General features: G+C 38.7%; 32 protein-coding genes. 29 read left to right on the top strand and 3 right to left on the bottom strand.

What is annotated here, in order from left to right:
- Positions 1-60 precede the first annotated feature (60 nt).
- The 7 genes from alaS to trxA all read left to right on the top strand — a co-directional run bounded on the left by alaS (position 61) and on the right by trxA (position 7441).
- Positions 61-2715 (top strand): alanine--tRNA ligase, encoded by a 2655-nt coding sequence (gene alaS / locus HUK49_RS07785; protein WP_191913286.1) that lies wholly within the window; start codon positions 61-63, stop codon positions 2713-2715.
- A 209-nt stretch (positions 2716-2924) separates the two neighbouring features.
- Complete coding sequence (locus tag HUK49_RS07780) at positions 2925-3170, top strand: IreB family regulatory phosphoprotein (RefSeq protein WP_102169422.1); 246 nt, start codon at positions 2925-2927, stop codon at positions 3168-3170.
- Positions 3167-3610: a Holliday junction resolvase RuvX gene (ruvX, locus tag HUK49_RS07775; protein WP_102169399.1), complete on the top strand. Its 444-nt coding sequence runs from the start codon at positions 3167-3169 to the stop codon at positions 3608-3610. Before HUK49_RS07780 ends, ruvX begins: the two co-directional genes overlap by 4 nt.
- Positions 3611-3621: 11 nt before the next feature.
- The gene (locus HUK49_RS07770; RefSeq protein WP_191913285.1) at positions 3622-3921 is read left to right on the top strand and encodes a DUF1292 domain-containing protein; all 300 of its coding nucleotides are present in this window, start codon (positions 3622-3624) and stop codon (positions 3919-3921) included.
- A 197-nt stretch (positions 3922-4118) separates the two neighbouring features.
- Positions 4119-4646 (top strand): CvpA family protein, encoded by a 528-nt coding sequence (locus tag HUK49_RS07765; protein ID WP_191913284.1) that lies wholly within the window; start codon positions 4119-4121, stop codon positions 4644-4646.
- 13 nt (positions 4647-4659) lie between these two features.
- A complete protein-coding gene (locus tag HUK49_RS07760; protein WP_191913283.1) occupies positions 4660-7038 on the top strand; it encodes an endonuclease MutS2 in 2379 nt (792 codons plus the stop codon).
- An 85-nt stretch (positions 7039-7123) separates the two neighbouring features.
- Positions 7124-7441 (top strand): thioredoxin, encoded by a 318-nt coding sequence (gene trxA, locus HUK49_RS07755; RefSeq protein WP_040531681.1) that lies wholly within the window; start codon positions 7124-7126, stop codon positions 7439-7441.
- A 140-nt stretch (positions 7442-7581) separates the two neighbouring features.
- On the opposite strand, the gene HUK49_RS07750 is transcribed toward trxA, so the two are convergent.
- A complete protein-coding gene (locus tag HUK49_RS07750; protein WP_191913282.1) occupies positions 7582-8094 on the bottom strand; it encodes a DUF2507 domain-containing protein in 513 nt (170 codons plus the stop codon).
- A 143-nt stretch (positions 8095-8237) separates the two neighbouring features.
- Here HUK49_RS07750 and murI point away from each other — a divergent pair, with 143 nt between their 5' ends.
- The 4 genes from murI to cbpB all read left to right on the top strand — a co-directional run bounded on the left by murI (position 8238) and on the right by cbpB (position 10670).
- Entirely contained in the window at positions 8238-9038 is an 801-nt protein-coding gene (gene murI, locus HUK49_RS07745; protein WP_191913281.1) for a glutamate racemase, read from the top strand.
- Positions 9038-9634 carry an XTP/dITP diphosphatase gene (locus HUK49_RS07740; protein WP_191913280.1) on the top strand — a complete coding sequence of 199 codons (597 nt, stop codon included), beginning with the start codon at positions 9038-9040 and terminating at the stop codon, positions 9632-9634. The genes murI and HUK49_RS07740 overlap by 1 nt, the downstream gene beginning before the upstream one ends.
- Complete coding sequence (locus HUK49_RS07735; protein WP_235981059.1) at positions 9634-10095, top strand: metallophosphoesterase; 462 nt, start codon at positions 9634-9636, stop codon at positions 10093-10095. Before HUK49_RS07740 ends, HUK49_RS07735 begins: the two co-directional genes overlap by 1 nt.
- 92 nt (positions 10096-10187) lie before the next feature.
- On the top strand, positions 10188-10670 hold the full coding sequence (gene cbpB, locus HUK49_RS07730; protein WP_102169406.1) for a cyclic-di-AMP-binding protein CbpB: 483 nt from the start codon (positions 10188-10190) through the stop codon (positions 10668-10670).
- A gap of 117 nt (positions 10671-10787) precedes the next feature.
- Here the strand turns inward: cbpB and HUK49_RS07725 are convergent, their stop codons facing one another.
- Positions 10788-11657, bottom strand: coding sequence for a mechanosensitive ion channel family protein (locus tag HUK49_RS07725; protein ID WP_102169407.1), 870 nt, complete (start codon positions 11655-11657; stop codon positions 10788-10790).
- Positions 11658-11787: 130 nt separating this feature from the next.
- On the opposite strand from HUK49_RS07725, the gene HUK49_RS07720 reads away from it, so the two are divergent.
- From HUK49_RS07720 to HUK49_RS07635, 18 genes are all read left to right on the top strand, one after another.
- A complete protein-coding gene (locus tag HUK49_RS07720) occupies positions 11788-12219 on the top strand; it encodes a DUF948 domain-containing protein (RefSeq protein ID WP_102169408.1) in 432 nt (143 codons plus the stop codon).
- Positions 12219-12674: a hypothetical protein gene (locus tag HUK49_RS07715; protein ID WP_102169409.1), complete on the top strand. Its 456-nt coding sequence runs from the start codon at positions 12219-12221 to the stop codon at positions 12672-12674. The genes HUK49_RS07720 and HUK49_RS07715 overlap by 1 nt, the downstream gene beginning before the upstream one ends.
- 236 nt (positions 12675-12910) lie before the next feature.
- The gene (ccpA, locus tag HUK49_RS07710) at positions 12911-13918 is read left to right on the top strand and encodes a catabolite control protein A (protein WP_102169410.1); all 1008 of its coding nucleotides are present in this window, start codon (positions 12911-12913) and stop codon (positions 13916-13918) included.
- 7 nt (positions 13919-13925) lie between these two features.
- Complete coding sequence (locus HUK49_RS07705; protein WP_191913279.1) at positions 13926-14759, top strand: hypothetical protein; 834 nt, start codon at positions 13926-13928, stop codon at positions 14757-14759.
- Between the two features lie 72 nt (positions 14760-14831).
- Complete coding sequence (locus HUK49_RS07700) at positions 14832-15569, top strand: YebC/PmpR family DNA-binding transcriptional regulator (protein WP_191913278.1); 738 nt, start codon at positions 14832-14834, stop codon at positions 15567-15569.
- Between the two features lie 179 nt (positions 15570-15748).
- Positions 15749-16726 carry a competence type IV pilus ATPase ComGA gene (comGA, locus tag HUK49_RS07695; protein ID WP_191913277.1) on the top strand — a complete coding sequence of 326 codons (978 nt, stop codon included), beginning with the start codon at positions 15749-15751 and terminating at the stop codon, positions 16724-16726.
- The gene (locus HUK49_RS07690; protein WP_191913276.1) at positions 16704-17714 is read left to right on the top strand and encodes a type II secretion system F family protein; all 1011 of its coding nucleotides are present in this window, start codon (positions 16704-16706) and stop codon (positions 17712-17714) included. Before comGA ends, HUK49_RS07690 begins: the two co-directional genes overlap by 23 nt.
- Positions 17714-18016, top strand: coding sequence for a competence type IV pilus major pilin ComGC (gene comGC / locus HUK49_RS07685; RefSeq protein ID WP_102169415.1), 303 nt, complete (start codon positions 17714-17716; stop codon positions 18014-18016). The genes HUK49_RS07690 and comGC overlap by 1 nt, the downstream gene beginning before the upstream one ends.
- A gap of 17 nt (positions 18017-18033) precedes the next feature.
- A complete protein-coding gene (locus HUK49_RS07680; protein WP_191913275.1) occupies positions 18034-18444 on the top strand; it encodes a hypothetical protein in 411 nt (136 codons plus the stop codon).
- Entirely contained in the window at positions 18431-18721 is a 291-nt protein-coding gene (locus tag HUK49_RS07675; protein ID WP_191913274.1) for a hypothetical protein, read from the top strand. Before HUK49_RS07680 ends, HUK49_RS07675 begins: the two co-directional genes overlap by 14 nt.
- The gene (locus HUK49_RS07670; protein ID WP_191913273.1) at positions 18718-19113 is read left to right on the top strand and encodes a prepilin-type N-terminal cleavage/methylation domain-containing protein; all 396 of its coding nucleotides are present in this window, start codon (positions 18718-18720) and stop codon (positions 19111-19113) included. The genes HUK49_RS07675 and HUK49_RS07670 overlap by 4 nt, the downstream gene beginning before the upstream one ends.
- A gap of 25 nt (positions 19114-19138) precedes the next feature.
- On the top strand, positions 19139-19363 hold the full coding sequence (locus HUK49_RS07665; protein ID WP_191913272.1) for a hypothetical protein: 225 nt from the start codon (positions 19139-19141) through the stop codon (positions 19361-19363).
- A 147-nt stretch (positions 19364-19510) separates the two neighbouring features.
- On the top strand, positions 19511-20491 hold the full coding sequence (locus HUK49_RS07660; RefSeq protein ID WP_326515904.1) for a class I SAM-dependent methyltransferase: 981 nt from the start codon (positions 19511-19513) through the stop codon (positions 20489-20491).
- A gap of 15 nt (positions 20492-20506) precedes the next feature.
- Complete coding sequence (locus HUK49_RS07655) at positions 20507-21706, top strand: acetate/propionate family kinase (protein ID WP_191913271.1); 1200 nt, start codon at positions 20507-20509, stop codon at positions 21704-21706.
- An 87-nt stretch (positions 21707-21793) separates the two neighbouring features.
- Positions 21794-22405 (top strand): metallophosphoesterase, encoded by a 612-nt coding sequence (locus HUK49_RS07650; protein ID WP_191913270.1) that lies wholly within the window; start codon positions 21794-21796, stop codon positions 22403-22405.
- A 57-nt stretch (positions 22406-22462) separates the two neighbouring features.
- Entirely contained in the window at positions 22463-23014 is a 552-nt protein-coding gene (locus tag HUK49_RS07645) for a YutD family protein (RefSeq protein WP_191913269.1), read from the top strand.
- The gene (locus tag HUK49_RS07640) at positions 23004-23783 is read left to right on the top strand and encodes a TIGR01457 family HAD-type hydrolase (RefSeq protein WP_191913268.1); all 780 of its coding nucleotides are present in this window, start codon (positions 23004-23006) and stop codon (positions 23781-23783) included. Before HUK49_RS07645 ends, HUK49_RS07640 begins: the two co-directional genes overlap by 11 nt.
- Positions 23780-24406: a TIGR01906 family membrane protein gene (locus HUK49_RS07635; RefSeq protein WP_191913267.1), complete on the top strand. Its 627-nt coding sequence runs from the start codon at positions 23780-23782 to the stop codon at positions 24404-24406. The genes HUK49_RS07640 and HUK49_RS07635 overlap by 4 nt, the downstream gene beginning before the upstream one ends.
- On the opposite strand, the gene HUK49_RS07630 is transcribed toward HUK49_RS07635, so the two are convergent.
- A complete protein-coding gene (locus HUK49_RS07630; protein WP_191913299.1) occupies positions 24380-25021 on the bottom strand; it encodes a VTT domain-containing protein in 642 nt (213 codons plus the stop codon). The two genes, HUK49_RS07635 and HUK49_RS07630, sit on opposite strands and share 27 nt — an antisense overlap.
- Positions 25022-25646: the final 625 nt, after the last annotated feature.

Here is a 25646-nt window from a genome sequence, read left to right as displayed (position 1 = left end):
CCGCGTCTGTTCGGCGTCTCTGAAAGCAGGGATGGATTTTGTTTTTGAAAGGGAGATATTATGAAGCAGTTAAAGAAGCTGAACAGTGCCCAAGTACGACGAATGTACTTGAAGTTCTTTGAAGAACATGGTCACAAGATTATGCCAAGTGCTTCCCTTGTGCCGGTTAATGATCCAACCTTATTATGGATTAACTCTGGTGTTGCAACGATGAAGAAGTACTTTGATGGTAAGGTTGTTCCTGAAAATCCCCGAATGACTAGTTCACAAAAGAGTATTCGGACCAATGATATTGAAAATGTTGGGAAGACTGCGCGGCACCATACGATGTTTGAAATGCTCGGTAACTTTTCAGTTGGTGATTATTTCAAGAATGAAGTTATTCCATGGGCCTGGGAATTACTAACGAGTGATGACTGGTTTGGCTTTGACCCAGAACGGCTTTATATTACATACTACCCAAAGGATCATGATGCTTATAACAAGTGGCGTGAAGTTGGTGTGGCAAAGGATCACCTTATTCCTGATGAAGATAACTTCTGGGATATTGGTCAGGGTCCTTCTGGTCCGGATACCGAAATCTTCTACGACCGTGGTCAAGAATTTAACAATTTGGCTGACGACGATCCTGAAAATTATCCGGGTGGCGAAAACGAACGGTACCTTGAAATTTGGAACATCGTGTTTAGTCAATTTAACCACACTCCTGAAGACACCTATGAACCACTTCCACATAAGAACATTGATACCGGGATGGGACTTGAACGGGTTGTTTCAATTTTTGAAAACGCGCCAACTAACTTTGAAACTGACCTCTTTATGCCATTGATCAAGCAAACTGAAAAGTTTAGCGGTAGTAAAAAGTATGGCGAAAGCAAGGAAGATGATATTCAGTTCAAGATCATTGCTGATCATATTCGGACCATTACCTTTGCTATCGGTGATGGCGCACTTCCTTCGAATGTTGGTCGAGGCTACGTTATTCGGCGGCTTCTTCGGCGAGCAGTTGTTGCTGGAAAGAAGCTGGGCATTGACGAACCATTCCTTGCTAAGATGGTTCCAACCGTTGGTAAGATCATGGAAGATTACTACCCAGATGTACTAGAAAATGCTGACTACATTGCATCAGTAATCAAGTCTGAAGAGGATCGTTTCAGTGCAACGTTAAACGGTGGACTAAACCTTTTGAACAACGTGATCGCAAATGCCAAGAAAGATGGCAGCAATGAAATTGACGGCCGGACTGCCTTCAAACTTTATGATACTTATGGCTTCCCAATCGAACTTACTAAGGAATATGCAAGCGATGAGGGCTTAACAGTTGATGAAGATGGTTTCCAAGCTGCAATGACTGAACAGCAAAATCGGGCACGGAATGCTCGTGATATGGATAACGGAATGGGTGTTCAAACGGATCTGTGGACAGACTTTAAGGAAGCAAGTCGTTATGTTGGCTACACTGATTTAACTGTTGATGATGCTAAGGTAATTGGGTTGGCTCATGATGGCAAACAGGCTGACGATGCGCAACCGGGTGATAAGAACATTGAAGTAATCTTTGATGTAACTCCGTTCTATGCTGAGATGGGTGGACAAGTTGCTGATACTGGTGACATTATTGACAATTATGGAAAGAAAGTTGGTCGGGTTGTTGATGTTCAACATGCTCCTAACCAACAAAATCTTCACCGAGTTGAATTAAATGCTCCATTGAAAAAGGGTGCCCGTTACAAATTAGTTGTTGACCGGATTCGTCACTTAAAGATCGAAAAGAACCATACTGCTACACACTTGCTTGATCAAGCATTGCGGAATGTTCTTGGTGGTCATACTCAACAAGCCGGTTCCCTAGTTGAAGAACATTACCTTCGTTTTGACTTTAACCACTTTGGTCAAGTTACCGCTAAGGATCTAAAGGCAGTTGAACAAATGGTTAATGAACAAATCTGGAAGGAAATTCCGGTTAAAACTGTTGAGACCGATATTGATTCTGCTAAGGAAATGGGAGCGATCGCCCTCTTCTCTGATAAGTACGGTGATAAGGTTCGGGTTGTTAAGATTGGTGATTACAACACTGAATTCTGTGGTGGTGATCACGTTAAGAATACGAACGAGCTTGGCCTCTTTAAGATCGTTTCTGAAGGAGGTGTTGGTGCTGGAGTACGGCGAATTGAAGCGGTAACTTCAAGCGATGCCTTTAACTTCCTCCAGGATCGGGACGACCTTCTTAATAAGGTGGCTGCTGATTTGAAGGTTGCCCAAATTAAGGAAGTTCCTCACCAAGTTGAAGCTTTGCAAAGTGAGCTTAAAGATGCGCAAAAGCAAAGCACTGCACTTCAAGCTAAAATTGCTGCTCAACAAGCTAACAATGTCTTCGAAAATGTTCAGAAGACGGCTAATGGTAGTTTAATCGCTGCTGAAGTTCAGGTAGCTGGTATGGGTCAGCTTCGTCAATTAGCTGATAGTTGGCGGGCAAAGAGCCTTTCAGATGTTCTTGTCTTAGGAACCGCTAATGATGGTAAAGCTAATTTATTAGTTGCTGTTAGTGATGACAAGGTTAAGGACGGCTTAAAGGCCGGTGATTTAATTAAAGCAATTGCTCCTGCTATTAACGGGGGCGGTGGTGGACGACCAAACCTTGCACAAGCAGGTGGAAAGAAGCCAGAGGGAATCCAAGACGCCCTTAAGCAAGCAGCTGATTATCTGAATAATTAAATAGGTAACTGAAGCCTTCATTAATACTTGTTAATGGGCTACAGTTAACTTTAAGAGAGAGTGACCATTAAAAAGCCAGGAATGACTTTGGATGGTTGCTCCCTTTATTTTTCGAGCGAGTGAATTGTGATTTACCAATGATTATAGTAAAATTGAACTATGAATAGTCACTGGAGGTGATAAGTGTGTCAGGGAATAATGATAAGACGATGTTTTTTGATTTTGGTCAAAATGGTCAAGAAGATATCAAACAAACATTAAAAACTGTTTATGAAGCACTAGAAGAAAAGGGATATAATCCCATTAACCAAATTGTTGGTTACCTTCTTTCAGGTGATCCAGCTTATATTCCACGGTTAAATGATGCGCGGAACCTTATTCGTCAGCATGAACGTGATGAAATTATTGAGGAGTTAGTACGGTCATATCTTAAAAATAATGGGGAAACCAAATGAGGTTATTAGGATTAGATGTTGGTTCGAAAACTGTTGGAATTGCGGTTAGTGATCCCCTTGGCTGGACCGCTCAAGCAGTTGAAATTATCCCTATTAATGAAGATGAAGAAATCTTCGGAATTGATCGGGTTGCTGAAATCGTTAAGCAAAAGCAAGTTGCGGGATTTGTTGTTGGTTTACCGAAAAATATGAATAACACTGAAGGTCCCCGTGTCGAGGCTTCGCACCATTATGGTGAATTGCTCAAGAAGCGTTTTCCATCAATTCCGGTTGATTTTCAGGATGAACGGTTAACAACAGTGGAGGCTCACCGGATGTTAGTTGAAGAGGCTGATATTTCGCGGGCTAAGCAGAAGAAGGTAATTGATGAAGTGGCTGCCACCTTTATTTTGCAAAGTTACTTAGATCGACACGGCAAACTTGTCCAAGTATTGAAATGAGGTAAAGATTAATGAGTAAGCAACAAAATATAGATGACCAAATGATTACTCTAGTTGATGAGAACGGTAATGAACAGCTTTTTAAGGAATTGTTTACGTTTGATTCAGATGATTGGGGAAAATCATATATTTTTATTTATCCAGCTGAACAAGAAAATGATGATTCGGTAGATATTCAGGCCTATATCATTGCTGATAACCAAGATGGTGATGGTGAAGACTTGGTACCGATTGAAGACGATAAAGAATGGGATATGGTTGAAGAAGTTTTAAATACCTTCTTGGATAATGATGGAAACTTTAAGGCTTAAAGCTAACTGTATTCTATAAAGGGCTGGGTGGTAACCTGGTCTTTTTTCGATCTTAAATATCTTAAATTTTGATCTTGCTTAGAGGGGAAGCATTAGAAGCGTGACAGTTACTGTTCATAGCTTCGTTTTTTATCTATGGAATAGAAGAAATATCATAGCATTTGGCCTCTTGATTACCTTTAACGGGGGATTGACGATTGATTCTTTCAACAATTATTTTATTACTACTGATAGTTAGCATTATTCGTGGCTATCGAAATGGCTTACTGTCAATGATTATTACGGGATTAACGTTCTTTATTAGTTATTTTGGTGCTAAGTTTTTAGCACCAGTAATTGGCGACTGGTTGACAAACTTTTTTCCTGAAATTAATCATGGGACAACAATTTTGGGAGAAGTCCTGGCGAGTTTAAACCTTAGCCAATTCTTTTATCGGGGGATCGCTTTTACTAGCTGTTTTATTATCTTAATGATAGTTATTCGACTCTTGTTACGACGGTTAAAATGGTTTGCAAAGCTACCGATTTTAGGAACAGTTGATCGCTGGATTGGTGCAATATTAGATTTTATTATTTGCTATGTAATTATTTTTATTTTACTAATGGTTTTTCAGTTATGTCCCGTTGGTTGGTGGCAAGTTCAGTTAGCAAATTCGGAAATTGCTCAACTAATGATTAAGGAGACACCATTTTTGACGCAGACACTTATTAATTTTTTAGGTTAGAAAGGAAAGAAAAGTGGATCAAAAAACAATTTCAACAATGGAATTTGATCAGGTTAAGCATGAGCTGGGACGCTATCTGGTCTCAGCAGCAGGTAAACACGAACTATCAACGTTAACACCATCAGCCGATCATGATCAAATTCAGTATTGGTTAGATGAAACAACCGATGGTGCTGATATCTTACGCTTAACGGGTAGTATTCCTATTCCAAAATTAAAAAATATTCAGCCTCAGTTAAAACGGTTACGAATCAATGCCAATTTAAACGGAACCGAACTTGCGCAAATTACTAAGGTCCTTCAGACTAGTATGAGTGTCAAAAACTTCTTTGCTGAGTTTAAGGAACAACAAAAAATTGAATTACGAGTAATTAATGAATCTGTTCAGCAACTAATAACAATTCCAACAATTACCAAACGGTTAATTCAATCAATTGATCCTGATGGTCGAGTCACAGACGAAGCCTCAACCAAACTTCATGGGATTCGGCAACTGATTAGCAAGACTGAAGCAGAGATCCACCAACGGATGGAACGGTTTACCCAAGGGAAAAATGCCAAGTATTTGAGTGATGCAATTGTAACTGTCCGGAATGATCGATATGTTGTCCCAGTATTAGCACGTTACCGGAACAAGTTTGGCGGTGTCGTTCATGACCAAAGTGCAAGTGGGCAAACATTATATATTGAACCGGCCGCAGTTGTTGAGTATAATAACCGGCTGCGTCAGGCTCAAATAGAGGAAAAACAGGCCATTTTAGAAGTATTAGCGGAGTTATCAGCTCTTATTTCCCCATACCGAAGCGAGATTGCTGCAAATGCAAAAATCTTGGGGCACCTTGACTTTATCAATGCTAAGGCTCGTTTTGCCCGCGACCATAAGGATAGTTTGCCATTACTCAGTACGGATAATCAGGTAATTATTCGTCAGGCTCGACATCCTTTAATTGATCCGCAAAAAGTTGTTGCTAATGATATTAAAATCGGGGACGAATACCAGTCAATTGTAATTACCGGACCAAATACTGGTGGGAAGACAATTACACTTAAAACTTTTGGCTTGATTCAAATGATGGGTCAGGCAGGGCTGTTCATTCCAGCCCAAGAGGGAAGTACGATTGCGGTCTTCGATAATATCTATGCGGACATTGGTGATGAGCAATCGCTTGAACAAAACCTGAGTACGTTTTCCGGTCATATGGAGAACGTGAAGTCGATTCTTGAACGAATTACTAGTCGAAGTTTAGTTCTTCTTGATGAACTAGGTGCCGGAACTGATCCTAAGGAAGGGGCCGCTCTTGCAATGTCCATTCTTGACTATATTGCAAGTAAGGGGAGTACCGTAGTGATCACGACTCACTATCCAGAGTTAAAGGTTTATGGCTATGATCGTCCGGAAACAATTAATGCTAGTATGGAATTTGATCAGGAGACCCTTAAGCCAACCTATCACCTTCTTCTAGGTATTCCTGGGCGCTCAAACGGGATTGAAATTGCTCAACGGCTAGGAATTAATCAAATGATCATTGATGAATCTAAGTCCCTAGTGAGTGAAGATAGTCAGGATCTTAACCAAATGATTGGGGAGTTAGTTGAACAACGGAAAGCTGCTCGTGAAGAAAAGGAACGGTTAGAGAAACTATTAGTAGCTAACCGTAAAAAGCAAACCGATTTAACAACTAAGTTAGAGCGGTTTAACGAACAACGCGATTCGCTATTGGCAAAAGCGCGGAATGAAGCTAATCACGAAGTATCAGTGGCTAAGAAGAAAGCTGACCGGATTATCCACCGCCTGCGTCAGTTAGAAATTAGTCAAGCCGGAAATGTTAAGGAAAATGAATTAATTGATGCACAAGGAGCATTAAATGCCCTTCACCGTGAAGATCCGCGTTTGAAGAGAAATGCAGTACTGCGAAGAGCAAAGGAGAAGCACGATCTTCACGTTGGGGATGCAGTCCTTGTTAAATCTTATGGTCAACAGGGCGAACTACTGTCGAAACGTGGTAAACATAAGTGGGAAGTTCAAATTGGAATTCTGCGGATGGAAATTGATGAAAATGATCTTGAAAAAATTAGCCATAAGCAGTTACGAAAAGAAGAACGGGCAAAGGAAAAGGTTAGCTCTGGGGTTAGAACAACCCAAACTCGACAGACCAGTGCGCGGTTAGATCTTCGTGGTCATCGCTATGAACAGGCAATGAGTGAATTATCCGCTTTTATTGATCACGCATTATTGAATAACCTTTCAAGTGTAACAATCATCCATGGTAAAGGAACAGGTGCTTTACGGAAGGGAACCCAGGAGTATCTTCGGTCCAATCCGCGGGTAAAATCGTTTGATTATGCGGCACCAAATAATGGCGGTGATGGAGCAACAATTGTTAATTTATAAATACTTCTAAAAAGTAAGCATATTGTCTGACAAGATCGTAAGAGTTTGATACACTATGAGTAAATCAATCGAGGAGGAATTTGATATGACTGTTAAAGTAACAACGGATCAAACCTTTGAACAAGATACTTCTACTGGTGTAAGCTTAACTGATTTTTGGGCAACTTGGTGCGGCCCATGTCGGATGCAGTCACCAGTAATTGAAAACTTATCTGCAGAAATGCCAAATGTTCACTTTACGAAGATGGATGTTGACCAGAATCGTCAGGTACCTCAAGAGTTTCAAATTATGAGTATTCCAACCTTGCTGATTAAGAAAGATGGTAAGGTAGTGGATAAAGTAGTGGGTTATCACTCAAAGGAGCAATTGAAGCAATTGCTTGAACAATATGAGAATGCTTAAGTGAAGTATTCATTTAAAGAAGTTTTTTGCTTACCCATTCCTAAATAAGTCTATTCGAATTTCCGTGATTAAAATCGGTAAGTCCGAAGAATAATAAAAAGTCGGCTGAGAAAATTTTCTCAGCCGGCTTTCTTTAGCTTTTAATTATCCTGCTTCTTGTCGTTTGTGGATTGATGATTGTGAAGATCAAGGAACGTTATTAATTCTGTTCGTTCACTATCAGCTTTATTTTGTGGATCGTTTTTGACTTCGATGAAGATACAGTCCTTTTTTCGCTCACTAAGTTCAGCTTCAGCAACGGTCATTAATTGGAACTCAATTTCTTGGGCGATGAATCCAATTTCAAGACCAAAGGATGTCTGTTCGCCATTTTGCTTGATCCGCTCTTGAACAATGGGACCGCTTAGTTTCCATTGTTGACTAGTAGTGGTTTTCTTTTGTAGCGATAGTTCACCGAATCCCAATTGTCTGGTGATTAGTTGCAGATCCTCAAGCGAGCCAACGGGGAATTGCCTGGCGACATCTTTTCCAATCCAGTAAAGCATTTCATCGGTTTCTTTACCAAGAATTGCGGGGAGAATAACATCGCGAAGACTTCCGTTCATTAGTCCCCTGTGACTATTTAGCAGTGAATCATATAACTTTTGGCTCATTGATTAATACTCCTTTTGATAAATCACTACTATTATACTGAATAATCAGGGAAAAGACGGTGATTTTACTCGAAAACTTGCAAAAGATTTGAGAAAATTAAATAATATAGTTTCAAGGATTTCTAAAGAATGAGGTGCATAAAATGGATAATCGACCAATCGGGGTTATGGATTCAGGATTAGGGGGGCTTTCTGTTGTCCGAGTCATTCAACAAGAACTTCCAAATGAATCTGTTATTTTTGTTGGGGATGAAGGGCATTTTCCTTACGGTACTAAACCACAAGAGCTTGTCCGCCTACTAGTTTTAAGAATTGGCCGTTTTTTAGCAGCACAGCCAGTAAAATTAATGGTAATTGCCTGTAACACCGCCACGGCAGCTGCTTTATCAACGGTACAAAAAGAGTTGCCAATTCCAGTTATTGGCGTAATTAATCCCGGAGCAACCGCTGCAATTGAAAGTAAAGCAAAACGGATTGGTGTTATCGCAACTGAATCGACTACTAATGATGGTGCGTATGTACGAGAGTTACAGAAACTTAATCCTCGCGTTAAAGTGATTAGTAAGGCAACACAACCGTTAGTAGCAATTGTTGAGCACGGTAAGACCGGAACCGTGGAAGCACAGAAAACAGTAGATCAACAATTAGCATCCTTTGATCAGGAACCAGTAGATGCGTTAATCTTAGGGTGTACTCATTTCCCGTTTCTTACCCATGAAATTAATCAAAAGATGGGGAACAAAGTAAAGTTAATCGATCCCGCACTAGAAACGGTTAATCAAGTAAAAAAATTATTGACCACCGAGCACCGATTGGCACAACAAACTGCCAGCTATCAGCTCTATTCTACTGGAGACCGTAATGATTTGATTGCTGGTGCGGATAAGTGGTTGCATGGTCAATATGATAGTTGTAATAATTTGAATTTAGAAGGAGATAATTAATGGATTCCCTAGTAATCGCAACTAAAAATCAAGGAAAAGCACGTGAATATCGTGAAATGTTTGCTCCCTACAACATTGATGTGAAAACGCTAGCTGATTTTTCAGTACCGATTAAGATCAATGAAAATGGGACAACCTTTTTAGAAAATGCCACAATTAAGGCACAAACTGTGATGGCAAAGCTGGGCGTCCCTGTAATGGCGGATGATTCCGGGCTAGTAGTTGATGCGCTGAATGGTGCTCCAGGAGTTCATTCAGCTCGTTATGCTGGTGACCATGATGATCAAGCAAATAATGAAAAGTTGCTTCGTGAATTAGCAGAAGTACCTCCAATGAAGCGGACAGCTCACTTTCATACTACGATTGTTGCTTTAAAACCAGATGGTGCTAAGTTAATTGCTAATGGTCGAGTTGACGGACGAATCTTAACAAGTCCCCGTGGCAAAAATGGTTTCGGTTATGATCCATTATTCTATGTCGAAAAATTTGACTGTTCGATGGCAGAACTAACTGCTGAACAGAAAAATTCGATTAGTCATCGTGGACAAGCGTTAGAAGAATTTCTTCAACATTTTGCAGAATGGTGGAATAAATAATGAAAGCACTAATTGTTAGTGATAATCACGGTGATCAAAAAATCTTGAAGGATATCCAGGATCAGTTTGCTAAGCAGGTTGATGTTTTAATCCATTGCGGTGATTCTGAATTACCAAATGACTCTACCGAGATGACCCATTTTCAGGCAGTTAAGGGAAATAATGATTGGGGGCTAAATTACCCGCCACAGCTAACTTTGACGGTTAAAGACACTAAATTCCTAGTTGTTCATAGTGATCGCGATCGGGTTAATTATTCATTAACACCGCTAATGCTTAAAGCTCAGTCACTTGGTGTACAAGTAGTTTGTTATGGTCATACTCACCAGTTAGCAGTCTCAATGGATGCAGGAACCCTCTTCATTAATCCTGGGAGCATTAGTCTTCCTCGTGGTGAATACTCACGAATTGGGGGGCACATTTGCAATTGTAGGGATTACAAAGAAGCAATTTGTTGTTGATTACTATAACCGTAATTGTTCGCCAATTTCTGAATTACATTTTGAATTTAATCGTTCCTGAAATTAATTAAAGATGAAGGGTGGGCTAGTTAATGATTGAAGAACATCTCCAAAAGTTACTACTTCAGCGTCGGGGGAAATTTATGATTCCTGCAAGTTTGGTAGCAACGGTGAACGTTAATAACAGTCTTGATCATGCATTCTTAGTATTGACGAAGGATCGTTATGCGAAGATTATCGTGGTTGATAATGAAAATCATTATCGTGGTCAGCTGTCTTTAGCAATGATTACTGATCGGCTGTTAGAAACGGAGCAAATTAACGTTAATAAGCTGAATGAATTAACGGTTGCCGACGTAATGCAAACTAATACCCCTGTAATTCAGGATCCGTTTGATGTTGAAGAAAACCTTCGTTTAATGATTGATCAGTCATTTTTGGCGGTTGTTGATCGCCAAGATCAGTTTTGTGGGATTGTAACACGGCGAGAATTATTAAAGGCAGTTAGTTATACCTTGCATGAATTTGGAAAAAACTATGAGGTTATGTCCAAAAAACAGTTGGATAATAAATAGTAATATTTGGAAAAGAAGAGAGCGCAAAATAGGTCTCTAGAGTTTGAAATACCTTAAAATTGTTAGACAAACCTAACAATTTAAGATAATTCATTTTAGAGACCTATTGCATTATCTTTAGTTATTTGGATTTGGATTAGAATCATTAACCCAGCCTAGTGGAATTTTGTTTTTTCGTAATGCCTTTAAGTAATCTGAAAGAAAGCGGCTAGCAATTTTATCCTGAACACCGTTTTGGGTGGTAATTGTAACACGAAAAACTAGTTGACCACCGACATTAACGGGACCAACAATTACCGGTGTAGAACGAAGCTCAGGGATGGTGGCCACCAACTTTTTGTTTTCTGCACTAATAATTTCAGCAATTTTTTCTAATGGTGCCTTAGCAGAAATACGAATATCAACGTTAGCAACCATGTTATTTCGTGAAAAATTTTGCACGGTTGTAATATTTCGATTTGGAATGTAGTTAAGTGTTCCATCACTACTTGTAATTTGGGTCGTCCGAAGCCCGAGCGCGGTGACTGTTCCTTTGATTGAATCAACCTTTACAACATCACCAACGTCTAGCTGCTGTTCTAAAAGAATGAAGAAACCGGTAACCATATCACTGACAAATCCTTGAGCACCTAGCCCTAAAGCAATACTAAAGATTCCGGCTCCAGCAATTAATGTCCCGACTGGAACACCAATTTCCGATAAAATGGCGTAGAGTAGAAAAAAGTAACAGGTATAACGATAGATGTTTAGGGTAAGGGCATGGATAGTAGCAACCCGGTTACTTGATTGGAGAAATTTAACATGGTTTGATTCAACGAATAAGTGATCGATAATTAACCGTCCTAACCAGAGTAGGACACAAAATAATAAAAGGGTAACCACGATTAAGAGTAATCGACTGAAAAAATGTTGTGAAATTTCATGCCATGATAAATCAGTAAAAACTTTAGTAACTTGTTGGACTTGCTTGTTAAGCACCGAATTCATTATTTTCCTCCTTAAAAAGACTTATTTTATTGTACAAGCCATTGGATCAATTGTCGAATGGGAGTTAGGTATGCTATTCTACTAATGTGGGTAGAATTATCGAGATTTCTTGATAGGAAGGGGATAAATAATGACAATTGGTGAATTAGCTGGTCTTATTGCAGCAATTGCATTTGTTATTTTGGTTATTTTTGCTTGCATTTCACTTAGTCGAGTAAGTAAAGTTCTTAAGGAGACTAATGAATCAGTTAAAGTCTTATCGGATGATGTTGATACTTTGAGCAAAGAAACCGAAAAGCTGCTAGGAAATACTAATAGTTTATTGGAAGATTTGAATAAGAAATCTATTGAACTTGATCCGGCAGTGAAAGCAGTTGCTGATGTTGGTCAAAGCGTTTCAAATGTTAACGAAGCGGTTAATAACTTTGTTGAACGTCATGAAGAACGCCAAAGTAAATTTTCTGGACTTACTAAATTGGCAACTCAAGCTGTTGCCATGAGCGCATGGCGAAAAATACGTCAACACCGACAAACAAAAAAGGCAAAGGAGATGGATGAATAATGAGTAAGAATTTATTATTAGGAACCATCCTTGGTGGTGCCGCTACTTATGTTGTATGGAAGTGTTTATCTGATAAGCAAAAGAATGATATTAAGAAAAATGTTAATTCATATGTAAATGAAGTTGCTGACGCTTCCACTGACTATGCATTAAATGCTCTTGATATTATTGATGAGAAGCTAGCTGAACATGACGCAAGTGAAAAGTTAGATGATTTAAGCAGTCGTTTTAGCAAGACAGCAGATAAGGTTAAGAGCAAGGCAAACCACGTAGTTGATCACTTTACTAATGATGATTTTGATAAGGAAACGGCAGAAATTCGGCAACAACTTGCTAAAAGCGCCGATCCTGATATTATCATTGATGCTACAAGCCAGACCGATGCAGCAGCTAAACCAGACACTCAAGATTCTAAGGATGCCTCAGCTGAAGAAAGTAAAACTGATAAGGATTAGCCAGTGGCTTTTAAATTTAACGAAGAATTAATTAGCAATAAAGGTGATTAAGACTGATGATATCAAGAAGTGATGTTGTCGGCCTTTTTAGATCTGATAATTCTGCATAATTAATTAATTGAGATTTTAAAATTTTTTTATGATAACGTTTGCCAAAAGAATATTGATCTGCTATATTAATGTGGTTATGAAAAAATATGAAAACAAATAAAAACAGTAAAGAAAGGGCTATCAATATGGAGAAACAAGCAGTTACCATTTATACTGTAGCGCGAGAAGCACGAGTCTCAATGGCTACCGTTTCACGGGTGGTAAATGGGAACCCAAACGTTAAGCCGGAAACTCGTCAAAAGGTTCTTGATGTTATTAAAAAGTTAAACTATCGGCCTAATGCCGTTGCTCGTGGTTTAGCTTCAAAGAAGACAACAACGGTTGGGGTAATCATTCCTAGTGTTACTAACCCCTACTTTGCCGAACTTGCCTTAGGAATTGATGATATTGCAACCATGTACAAGTACAATATTATCTTAACTAATTCAGACTTTAACGACGATAAGATTCTAAAGGTTGCTCGTGGCTTGCTTGCAAAGCAGGTTGATGGGATTATCTTCATGGGTCATGATATGTCTGCTGAGTTACAGCAAGAATTTGCAGCTTCTAATACTCCGGTAGTTGTTGCTGGCTCTATTGTTAACGATGATAAGCTTGCTACAGTTCGGATTGACTACCAGAACGCTGCTAAAGAAGCAACAAACTATCTGTTAGATCATAACGATGATCGAGTTGCCTTTGTTGTTAGTTCCCTTGACTACTCAATTAACTCTAAGTACCGATTGGCCGGATATAAAGAGGCATTGGCAGAACATGGGATCCCATTTGAATCTAAATACGTAATTGAGACAAACGGTGATTATAATCGTGCTTATCAACAAGCTGATCACTTAATTGAGCAGGGAATTAAAGCTGCTTACGTTAGTGATGATGATTTAGCTGCCGGGCTCTTAAATGGCTTAACTGATAATGGGGTTAAAGTTCCCGATGATTTTGAAATTGTTACCTCGAATGATACAACATATGCCAAGATCACTCGGCCAACTTTAACTTCGATTACACAACCCCTTTATGATATTGGTGCAATTTCAATGCGCCTCTTAACGAAAATGATGGATGGCGAGGTTAGTGACACTGACGATGTAATTCTTGATCACGGAATTATTGAACGGCAATCCACGCGACGGGGTTAATAAGATCGTGGAAACGCGAAGTGCAATTCGGCGTAAACAGCAAAAATCGCTAAGTAGTGGTTCGGAACAGCCACACCGTCATCCGCTAGTGATTGTTTGGGGGACAATTTTAGTTGTCTTGTTAATGCTTTCGTTAATTTTAAACCAAACACTCCTGAATGCGCGGTTTGTTAACCACGAAATTTCTCGCTCAAACTTATCCTCAACGGTAATGGAAACCGTGAACAGTAACCTATCGCAGTATGGAATATCAACGACGGCTTTATCCGATAAGGAAGCAAATAAACTTGTTACTCAAGCTGTTGATCAGATTTATTCAGGAAAAGAGATTAACCTTAACTTGCAACCAGTAATAAATAATGTTGGCAACTCAGCCTCACAAACAGCTGCAAGGTATGGAATATCTGCTGAGGTTACTGATTCAATGACCGCTGGTGTTAGCGATGAAGTTGCGAATGCAATTAATAGTCAGTTAAATACTTCACAGGTTAAGCAATTTACTAGTATGATCTCAATTGCTAAAACGGTTGATCATGTAATTGCCTTAATTTCCGTAATCGGCTTAGGAATTATGGCCCTAGTTGCGGTTTTGAGGAAGTATTTTATTCGCTCGTTTTCGTGGGTTGGCTTGTGGAGTTCGTTAATTACTTATGCTTTAATCCTTGGTCTGGGAGCACTTATCAACCAGATCGGTAGTAATTATCCGGATTTTAGCTCCTTTACAGCTCAATTAGGGACGGATTTCCATTCTCAAGCAATTAGTTCTTGGTTAGTTATCCTAATATTCACGGTTATTTTATTTGGTTGGCGAATAGTTAGGGGAGTCCTAAAAAGACGGTGACCTTGAATTTCAGAAGGAGATCTGCTAAAATCTACCTGTTTATCACATTAATTAAGAAAAGAGGAGTCAGTAATGTCAGGACATTCAAAATGGCATAACATTCAGGGACGGAAAAACGCCCAAGATGCTAAGCGTGGTAAGATTTTCCAAAAGATTTCACGTGACTTATACCAAGCAGCTAAAGCAGGTGACCCTGATCCAGCGAACAACGCTCAATTACGTTTGGTAATTGATAAGGCCCACGCTGCTAACATGCCAAAGAAGAACATTGATCGGGCAATTGCTAAGGCTTCTGGTATTGATGGCGCGAAGTTTGAAGAAGTTACCTATGAAGGTTACGCTCCAGGTGGTGTTGCCGTAATGGTATCTGCCTTGACTGATAACAAGAACCGGACTGCTGCAGCGGTACGTTCAGCATTTACCCATGCAGGCGGTTCACTTGGCGCTAGCGGTTCAGTTTCATACATGTTTGACCGGAAAGGATTAATTGAAGTCCTTCGTGATGGTCTTGATAAGAGTGAAGATGATATGTTAATGGATGCACTTGATGCGGGTGCAGATGACATGAAGGCAACTGACGAAAAGTTCCAAATCTTCACAGATCCAAGTAATATGACTAGTGTTCGTGATGCCTTGCAAGAAAAGGGTTACGAGTTAGATACTGCTGAAGTAACCATGATTCCACAAAACCGGACTGCAGTTCCAGAAGATAAGGTTAAGCAATATAATCACCTTATTGACGAATTAACTGCTAATGATGATGTTGCGGATATCTATGAAGCTGGTCAGCTACCAGAAGATGCTGAATAGTAGTAATAAAGAGATTGGTATTCCCAATCTCTTTATTACTTTAAATAATTTCTTAATTTAATATGGGCTGTAGAGAAAAAGTCGACGATCAAGATTGAGAAGAGAAAATCTTGATCGTTTTTTCTTTTAAAAAATAGAATTTGAATTAAATTCCGTTCTTTTATATTGGAGGTGACTAAATGGAAAAGTTTCGAAAACTAATAAATAATGCGATTGAAAACCAGAGTTCTGATCTATTCATTCTTCCCTACCAGAATCGTTACCGGATCCTAACCTGTGTTCAAGGTAAAAAAAGTGTGGTTGAGGAATTAACGGCAAATGAGGGACATCAGATGATCGCCTACTTTAAATACCGCGGCAATATGATTATGAGTGAACATCGTCGTCCGCAAATTGGAGCACTCAAATGGTGGATTAGCCGTAATGAAGCAATTGATATGCGCTTATCGACTGTCGGAAATTATCAAGCGCAAGAATCAATGGTTATTCGTTTTATTTATTCATTAAAAGACATTAATTACCGGGTAAATCGACCGGAACAGTGGAACCTGATCACCAAATTAACTCAGTCACGTGGCTTAATATTATTTGCGGGACCAATGGGATCGGGAAAAACAACGACAATGTACCGGTTGGCTAAGGAACTTGCAAAGGAAGAACTTGTGATGACGATTGAAGATCCCGTAGAAATTGAGGAAGCAACATTTTTGCAGTTACAGGTCAATGATAAGGCAGCAATGGGATATCAAGAGTTATTAAAAGTCGGTTTACGGCATCGTCCAGATGATTTTGTTATTGGTGAGATTCGTGATCGGGAAACGGCAAAGCTAGCGATTCAAGCGGCTCTTAGTGGACACCTTGTCTTAGCAACGGTCCATGCGGCAAATGCTTACGGAGTAGTTGCTAGGATGCAACAATTAGGAATTGAAAAATATTATCTTCATCAAGGATTAACGGGAATTTGTTATCAGAGATTGCTTCCTCTCTGTGATGGAGCGGCTGTTTTATTTGATGTATTGAGTGGAAAAGAATTATCGACAGTAATTGAAGAACAGAAAATGCAGGGGATGAGTAATGCTTGGCGGCAACAACTCAAAAAATTACGAGAAGAAGGGAGAATCACGGTAGCAAACTATGAAAAACTTAAAAACGGGTAAATTTAATTATCGTGCTCAAGCAGAGTGGTTATTATTAGTTGCTGACTTATTAAAAAGCGGCTTCTCCCTACGCCATGCGGTTGAGTTTTCAGGAGCAATCTTAAAAAGATACCAATTTATTTTTCAGGAAATCAATTTGGCAATGCAAGATGGAAAATCATTTGCAGAGTGCTTAAAACCGCATATAAAGACAAATTTATATTACCAGTTGCTTTTTGCAGAACAGCACGGAAGCTTAGAAGAATGTTTGCAAGAAATTGGTAAGCTGATGCTCCATCAAGAAAAGCAACGACAAAAATTAATGACGTTATTGCAATACCCATTAATCTTACTGGGATTATTGGTAAGTTTAATGGTGACATTAAAAATGTTCATTTTTCCTGAACTATCTCAATGGGGAACGGTAAATCCACAGAATAAGACTGATTATTACTTGTTAGAAGTAGTTGCCTATCTTAGTGGGGGAATATTAGCTGGAAGCCTTTTAGTAGGACTACGGTGGCTGAAGTTAGATCAGTTGCAAAGGATCAATACATTATGTTCATTACCGGTAATTGGCAAATGCTATCAACTGTTTTACGGCTACTATGTGGTTACCAATCTTGCAATGATGATTCGCCATGGATTAACGATTAAAGAAATTTGCGCAATTGTTAGCGAAGGTGCTGAGCAAAGCTTCTTATCAATACTAGGAAATCTTACAAAAACTGCGGTTAATCAAGGACACGGATTAACAGAACCGTTTAAGCGTGCACGATTTCTGCCAGGAGAACTTAAAATAATTGTGGCAAAGGGATCGACCTTATCAGATCTAGGTAGTGATTTAACAGCCTTAGCTAATATTTTGTTTACTCGCTTAACTAGACGAATTGAGCGCTTATTAGCACTTATTCAGCCAATTATTTTTAGCATAATTGCGTTAATTATTATTGGACTTTATTTACGATTATTATTGCCGATTTATCATTCAGTGCAGGGGGTAATTTAATGTTACGAAAGCGAGAAGCATTTACTTTATTAGAAATGTCAATTGTCCTTTTTATTATTAGTTTGTTAATTTTGATCGTTTTGCCTAATTTAACGGCTCAACGAAAAAGTGCTAAAAGGATTCACCGTGATGCAATGGTTTCGGTTGTGCAGACCCAAGTTGATGAATACGCAAATGATGGTGGTAATGAGAATGTTAGTTTAGAAGAACTAAGGGATGCCAAGTACTTGACGGCTGCCCAAGTAAAGAAGGCTCATGAGCAACACATTGTAATTGTGGACGGAAAGGTTATTAAGCGGTGAAAAAAGAGGCTTTTACCATGCTTGAAGCAATTATTGTTTTGATATTAACTGCTATAATCATTACCTTTTCTTTTCCTAACTTGACGCGTAGTCGACGGGTAGTAGTGGAACACGAATTTTGGAATGATTTTCGTCAATCATGGCAAGCGGCCCAGGTTCGCTCCAAAACAAAACACATTGAAACGCTGGTGACTTTTGACCCCGTAAGTTATCAAATAGAATTTGATTGGCGCGAACAACGCAAGCTGGTTAAAGACAAGCTGGACATACCAGAAACCATCCTTGTTAGAAAATTTGATGACTTTAAAATACACGAAAATGGCTATACAAAGCCACGGACGCAGGAGTTTCAATCGTCAATTAATGGGCGGAAATATTTAATGCGAATTCAGTTGGCTTGGGGAGGGTATCGGATTGAAGAGAAATAAGCACTATGCATTTGTTTTAGCGGACAGTTTAATTGCGTTGACGATTATTTCCTTAGGGATCACGTTTACCTTAATTTGTCATCAGTGCCTGGTACGTCAATCTAAAAAACAATGCATTGATTTAGCAGCATATAGAATTGCTAAGGAAGCTACTGATGAATTAATAACGACTCACCGGCCGGTTTATATAAGGCGTGACAAGCTTAGTGCGGTTGCTTCTGAAGAGAAAGTAATAGTATCCCTTGGTGGTCAAACAATTTTAGAGGTTAGAAAATGATAAGGGAAAAGGGCTTTACCCTATTAGAGTGCTTAATTGCATTGATGATTATGGCGTTGATTACTACCCTGGTCTCACTTCAGATAAGAGTTATTAAATCGACTACTGTTAAATCGAGTAATCAGCCTCTTGATTGGTATGTTTGTTTGACAGAGTTGGAATCCACTGATCATCAATTTATGCTTGAGCGGGTTGAACGACAAAAATTATGGTTAACAAGCCAGCATTCCGGATTAACGTATGAATTACATGCAACGGATCGTTTATACCTGAGTCGTGAAAATCGTGGTGGCTATTTGCTACTTTTTGATGATATAAAGCCAGGATCAGTAATGTTTAGTAAGTTAGCTGGCTCACGAGTTGCAGTAAAGGCGCAACGCAAAAATGGATAAACGATATTAGGAGTAGTGAGGTTCTATGAAAAAACGAACTATCAGAATGAGGGCGGGGTATGCAATATTAATTAGTCTGATTTTATTGGCACTTTCAACTGGAGTGGTAGTGTTTGAATTTCAGTATCAAAAAAATCAATTAGCAGTTAATCGTGAATTAATGTTAAAACTGCAGGATCAAATTAGAGAAAACTTAAATGGAACAGCTGATTATGCAAAGGAAAAAGTTCACAATTTTAAGAACAAATAGGGCTATTTTAGCTTAAATGGTTAAATAATGTTCGTTAGTAAAGCGTTACCTTGAATTTAATAGACAGAATCGTTAAACTTAAAGATGATTGTAATGTAATGGAGGTGACCTACACTGTCACAGCAATCAGTTCAAAAACTATTTGAGTTGTTTGATCAGGGAACGATGCTTTTACAATCTGCATTAAATTGTTCCTACTTAGACGCAATGCTAGAGAATGCAGAGAATATTATTGATGACAATACTGTTCGGGTAGAGGATGGCGTTCCTGATAAGGAGACTCAAGAAAAACTGAAGAAGATCTACCAGCAACTTGATCTTCAAAATGTTAAAGCAGAGGCAATTCGTCAATTAATTCAGTTGAGTTTTTTGAAAGTTATTCGAAAAGATGCAATTCAAGCAAACCACCAAATGACGCCAGATACAATTGGTCTTTTGATGGCATTCTTGATCGAAAAGGTAACTCAAAACACAAAGCTTGAAACAATTTTTGATCCCGCGGTTGGGACAGCTAATTTATTAACGACTGTTATTAACCAGCTTGATAAAGATGAACATGATAACATTAAAGGCTTTGGGATTGACAATGATGATTCAATGCTTAGTGTCGCCAGTGTCAACGTTGCGTTGCAGCATGCTAATGTGGATTTATTCCATCAAGATTCCGTTAGCGCTTTAGATATTCCACAGTGTGATTTAGCAGTTAGTGATTTACCAATTGGTTATTACCCGCTTGATAACAATACTAAGGATTATCAGACGCGTGCGAAAGATGGGCACTCGTATGTTCATCACCTGTTAATTGAACAATCGATGAATTATTTAAAACCAGGTAGCTTTGGCGTTTTTCTTGTTCCAAGTAGTTTATTTCAAACGAAGGAAACTGAAGGATTTGTTAAGTGGATTCATTCAGTTGCTTATCTTCAAGGATTCGTTAATTTGCCAAGTGAATTATTTGCTAACCCAGCTGCACAAAAATCAATTTTACTATTGCAGCGTCATGGAGGAAACGGTAAACAAGCCGCCAAAGTTCTCCTTGGCGAATTTCCATCATTTAAGGATCAAAAAAACTTTGCTCGTTTTATGCAGGAAATTAATGATTGGGTTGCAACAAATATTAAAAAATAAAGGGGACGTTATCATATGTCAAAGACAATTGCAGTTAATGCCGGAAGTTCAACACTAAAGTTTAAGCTATTTGATATGCCAAGTGAGGATGTCGTTGCTGAAGGAACAATTGAACGAATTGGCGAAAAGATGGGCCATGCTAAGATTAAGTATGGTGATGGTCAAAAGCATGAAGAAGAACGGGTCTTTGCTGATCACGGTACTGCTGTTAAGTACCTATTGGATCAATTAATCAGTCTCAAGATTGTTAAAAGCTATGATGAGATTACTGCTGTTGGTCACCGGGTTGTTGCCGGTGGTGAATACTTTAAGGATTCTGCAGTAATTACTGATGATGTAATTGCCAAGATTGATAGTTTGGCTGAGTATGCTCCATTACATGATCCAGCTGAATTAGTCGGGATTAAGGAATTCCGTAAGGTGCTGCCAAATGCATTTGCAGTTGCTGTATTTGATACTTCATTCCATGTAAATATGCCAAAGAAGAATGCTCTTTATAGTGTTCCTTATGAATGGTACGAAAAGTATGGTGCCCGGAAGTATGGTGCTCATGGTACTAGTCACCGTTATGTTGCTGGACGGGCTGCTGAAATGCTTGGCAAGCCACTTGAAGATCTGAAATTAATCACAATGCATATTGGGGCGGGTGCTTCAATTACTGCTGTTAAGGATGGTAAGTCATACGATACTTCTATGGGCTTTTCACCATTGGCTGGGATTACAATGGCAACCCGTTCAGGGGATGTAGATCCTTCCTTAGTTGAATTTATGCAAGAAAAGTTGGGTAAGACTGCACCAGAAATGATTGATATTTTAAACCATGAGTCTGGGGTTAAAGGAATTTCCGGTATTTCTCCAGATATGCGTGATATTCTTGCTGCAGCTGATAAGGGTGACAAACGTGCTCAATTAACCATTGATATCTATGTAAACCGGATTGTTCGTTATGTCGGTGCCTACATTGCAGAAATGGGTGGAGCAGATGCAATTGTCTTCACTGCCGGTGTTGGTGAAAATAGTGTTCCAATTCGGAAGATGGTTACCGATAAGCTGGCATACTTCGGAATCAAGATTGATCAGGAAAAGAATAATTGTCATGGTGTTGAACGGGATCTTTCAACACCGGACGCTAAGATTAAGACGTTATTAATTCCAACTAACGAAGAATTAATGATCGTTCGGGATATTGAACGCTTGAAGAAGCAAAGCAAGTAATTTATTATAAAAACCGATAGTTGGGGAAGACTTTTTGCCCTAACTATCGGTTTGTTTTTATTTAAATTTGAATAAGGGGTGAAGAGAATGCAATTTGTTACGGCTGATACTCACTTCTTAGATGAGCATTTATTAGGAATTGATGATTTCGCACCACGGCCTTTCCTGACGGTTGATCAAATGGATCAAACGATTATTAAAAATTGGAATGAACGAGTTAGTGAGGATGATATTGTTTATCACCTTGGCGATATTGCTGTTTATTTTGCTAAGCCGCAGACTAAAGCGTATGAAAAAGTTTTTCAAATTCTTAACTCATTAAATAGTCATTTAGTATTAATCAAAGGAAATCATGACAGTAGAGGATTATTTAAATACTTAGCTAAAAACAACTATTTTTTTAATGGAAAGCCCAAGTTTGCTTTTCATGATGTTGGCGTATTGCTGAAATACGATCATCGTCAGTATTACCTAACTCATTATCCTTTGATGTTGGGAATAGCACCGCAAATTATTAATCTTCATGGTCATATTCATCATTATGCGGTTCCGGCGAAGGAAAACATTAATGTTGGGATTGATTCACCAGAATTTGATTATTTATTGCCTGAAAAAATACCATTTGGCGCACCACTTAGCTTTAGTCAAATCGAAAAGCTAATCAATGGTAAGACAGATGACTTTGCCAAGCGACGTTAAGAACGTGGTATTATGATAATTAGTAATTTTAAGTTTTAAATGAAACGAGGTGAAAAAATGAATCGTGCAAAAATTCAGGAGTATATTGATCAACGCGAAGAGCAACGAGTCGATTTATATCATTACGAGGAACAATCTGAAAATGATTTCCTTCTCAATGGTCATCAGTATAAATTATTAAAAAATTATCGTGAAGGATTCGATGGTGAGCAATTAGCTAATCGTTTTAGCAATGTTCTAAATAAGTATGACTATATTGTTGGTGATTGGGGTTACGATCAGTTACGCTTGAAGGGCTTTTACGATCTAGATAATCCACTATTTCGACCTGAACAGGGAGTTGAGACGATTGAAGACTACTTGTACGAAGATTGTAATTTTGGTTGCCCATACTTTATCGTTCAAAACTGTGATGTTCGCCTGCCTAAACGACGTAATCGGCGACACCGAAAAGAACATTCTCCGGCAATTAGGGAGCGGCGTCGGAAACTTAACCAACCAGAGCCACGGAAGCGTCGTCGCCAATCAGCAAAACGAGTTAAAGTTGGTAATCACCAACAAAAATTTGTTATCCATCAACGGGTAAAGAGGAATCAAAATGAAAAATAATTATCAAGGATATTTTATCGATCTTGATGGGACAATGTACAAAGGAACTAAGCGGATCCCAGCTGCGGCAAGGTTCATTAGTCGCCTTCAAAATGCAGGTAAGCAAGTATTATTCGTAACAAATAATAGTACAAGGTCACCAGAGTTTGTCGCTAATAACTTAACTATTAACCACGATATTCATGTAAACAGCGATAACGTTTATACGACTGCCCTCGCGACTGCTGATTATTTAGATCAAATTGCAGGAGAGAAACGACGGGTGTACGTAGTTGGTGAAAGTGGTCTACGAAATGCGCTTACTAATCGTCATTTTACTATTACAGATACATCACCAGACTATGTGGTTGTAGGATTAGATTCAGAGGTAACGTATGACAAGTTAGCAACTGCCGTTTTACTAATTCGAGCAGGAGCAACGTTTGTTGGAACCAACTCAGATAGTAATTTGCCAAATCAGCGGGGAATGGTTCCTGGAGCAGGCTCCTTAGTGAAATTAGTAGAATACGCTACCCAAAAGCAACCAATTATGATTGGCAAGCCAGAAAAAATTATAATGGCAATGGCGCTGAAGAAAAGCGGCCTTAATAAAGAGCAGGTTGTGATGGTCGGCGATAACTACAATACGGATATTAAAGCGGCAATTAATTTTGGAATTGATAGTTTATTAGTATATTCAGGTTTATCTACAAAATCAGAGGTTAGCAAGGAAGCTATTCAACCGACTCATCAAGTTGATAGTTTGGATGATTGGCAGGTTGAGCGATGAAAATAGGACTAAAGAGCATCCTGGAGGTGTTAGTATATTTCTTTGCAGCTGCTTCTATTGCAGTAATCATTACGACAAACATCTCGATTAATTTATTGTGCCCATTTGCCGTTAACGGATTGAACTGGGGAGAAATTATGAGTGATTATCGTCGCTTAATAATTTATCTTCAGTCCCCAATAGCTAATCAGTTAACTTTTCATTATTTACCGATTAGTAACAATGCAATTGAACATTTTTCAATGGTACGGTACTTCTTGATAGTTAATGAGGGAGTATGCTTTGTCAGTTGGGGATTAGTTATTAGCAAAATCAAACAAGAAAAAAAGCGAAGCCAGCTGATAACGTTGGTTTCGCTTATTGATTATCTATGTCTTGGATTGTTAATATTTAGCGGGTTAGCGGCAATTGACTTTGAGAGAACATTTATTTCGTTCCATTACTTACTATTTAGTGATAATAAGTGGATCTTTAATCCGCAGACTGACCCAATCATTATGGGAATGCCACCAATTTTCTTTTTGAAATTATTCGGTATTTGGCTGGTAGTTACTGTTGCGATTCTTAGTTGGTTGCGGTTTTATAATCGGCAAAAATTATTTAGCGGTAAATTTAGATTTTAGATAGCTGACCACTGCTGGTATTAACGTAACGACAATGATGGCAATAATAATTACTGAGAAGTGTTCCTGAACGAATGGAAGATTGCCAAAGAAATAGCCAGCTGCACAACAAATGGTTACCCAGGAAAGACAGCCAATGACGCTGTAATGAATAAATTTCCGGTAAGGGAATCCAGAACCAGCTGCTGCAAATGGAGCAAACGTTCTAATTATTGGCATGTAGCGGGCAAGAATGATTGCCGGAGCGCCATGCTTTTCAAAGAACTGCTCAGCTTTTGTAAGACTATCTTTATCAATTAATTTTCCAAATAATGAATGGTTAGATAGTCCTTTGCCAATTCGATGGCCAATATAAAAGTTTAGTGAATCACCAAGAAGGCAGGCAACAAGGAAAACAAAAACAAATATCCAAATATTAAGGTGATATTGTGCGTTAGCTGCTAGAGCACTTGCTGCAAATAGTAGTGAGTCACCGGGGAGAAATGGAAGAATCACTGCACCAGTTTCGATAAAGATGATCGCAAAGAGAATAAGGTAGGTTGAATCACCAAAGTTATTTACGATCTGAATAAGGTGAGTATCAATATGTAAAACAAAATCAATTAATGTTGAAATCATTGACTAGCTCCTTTTAAAAATTCACAATACTTAGTAAGTTTATCAACCGTTGTTAACTTTGTGAAGTGCAATTTAAAGGCTTTGTTAAAGCTTAATAATGACTAAAATAATATTGCAAAATATTTTTTAGAAATTCTGTTGACATAGTATTAAGAACAAGGTATAGTAATTAACGTTGTCTGCGAGGCAATGATTTCTATCAAATGTTGATTGAAATTAATTGTTGACTTAAGCGAGACAACATGATATATTATAAAAGCTGCTTGTTAAAAAGTATGACAGCTAGTTAAAATATTAAAATTAGTTGTTGACATTACAAAGAGCATCTGATATAATAAGTTCGTTAGCCAGCGCTTGTTGCTGGCTAAGGTAGACCTTTGAAAACTGAACAAAGTTTCGACGAATCAAATGTGTAGGGTCTTCAATCATTATGATTTGAAGCAAAACATTTGCGAAGTCAATTCGCTTAATTAATTTGAATTAGAGCTATTCAAGTTCTTGTATTTTATATGAGAGTTTGATCCTGGCTCAGGATGAACGCCGGCGGTGTGCCTAATACATGCAAGTCGAGCGCACTGGCCCAACTGATATGACGTGCTTGCACTGAATTGACGTTGGATTC

The organism is Limosilactobacillus portuensis (assembly GCF_014838735.1).
GTDB lineage: Bacteria > Bacillota > Bacilli > Lactobacillales > Lactobacillaceae > Limosilactobacillus > Limosilactobacillus portuensis.
Note: the sequence above shows the minus strand (reverse complement) of the source record. Positions and strands in the feature narration are given on the sequence as shown.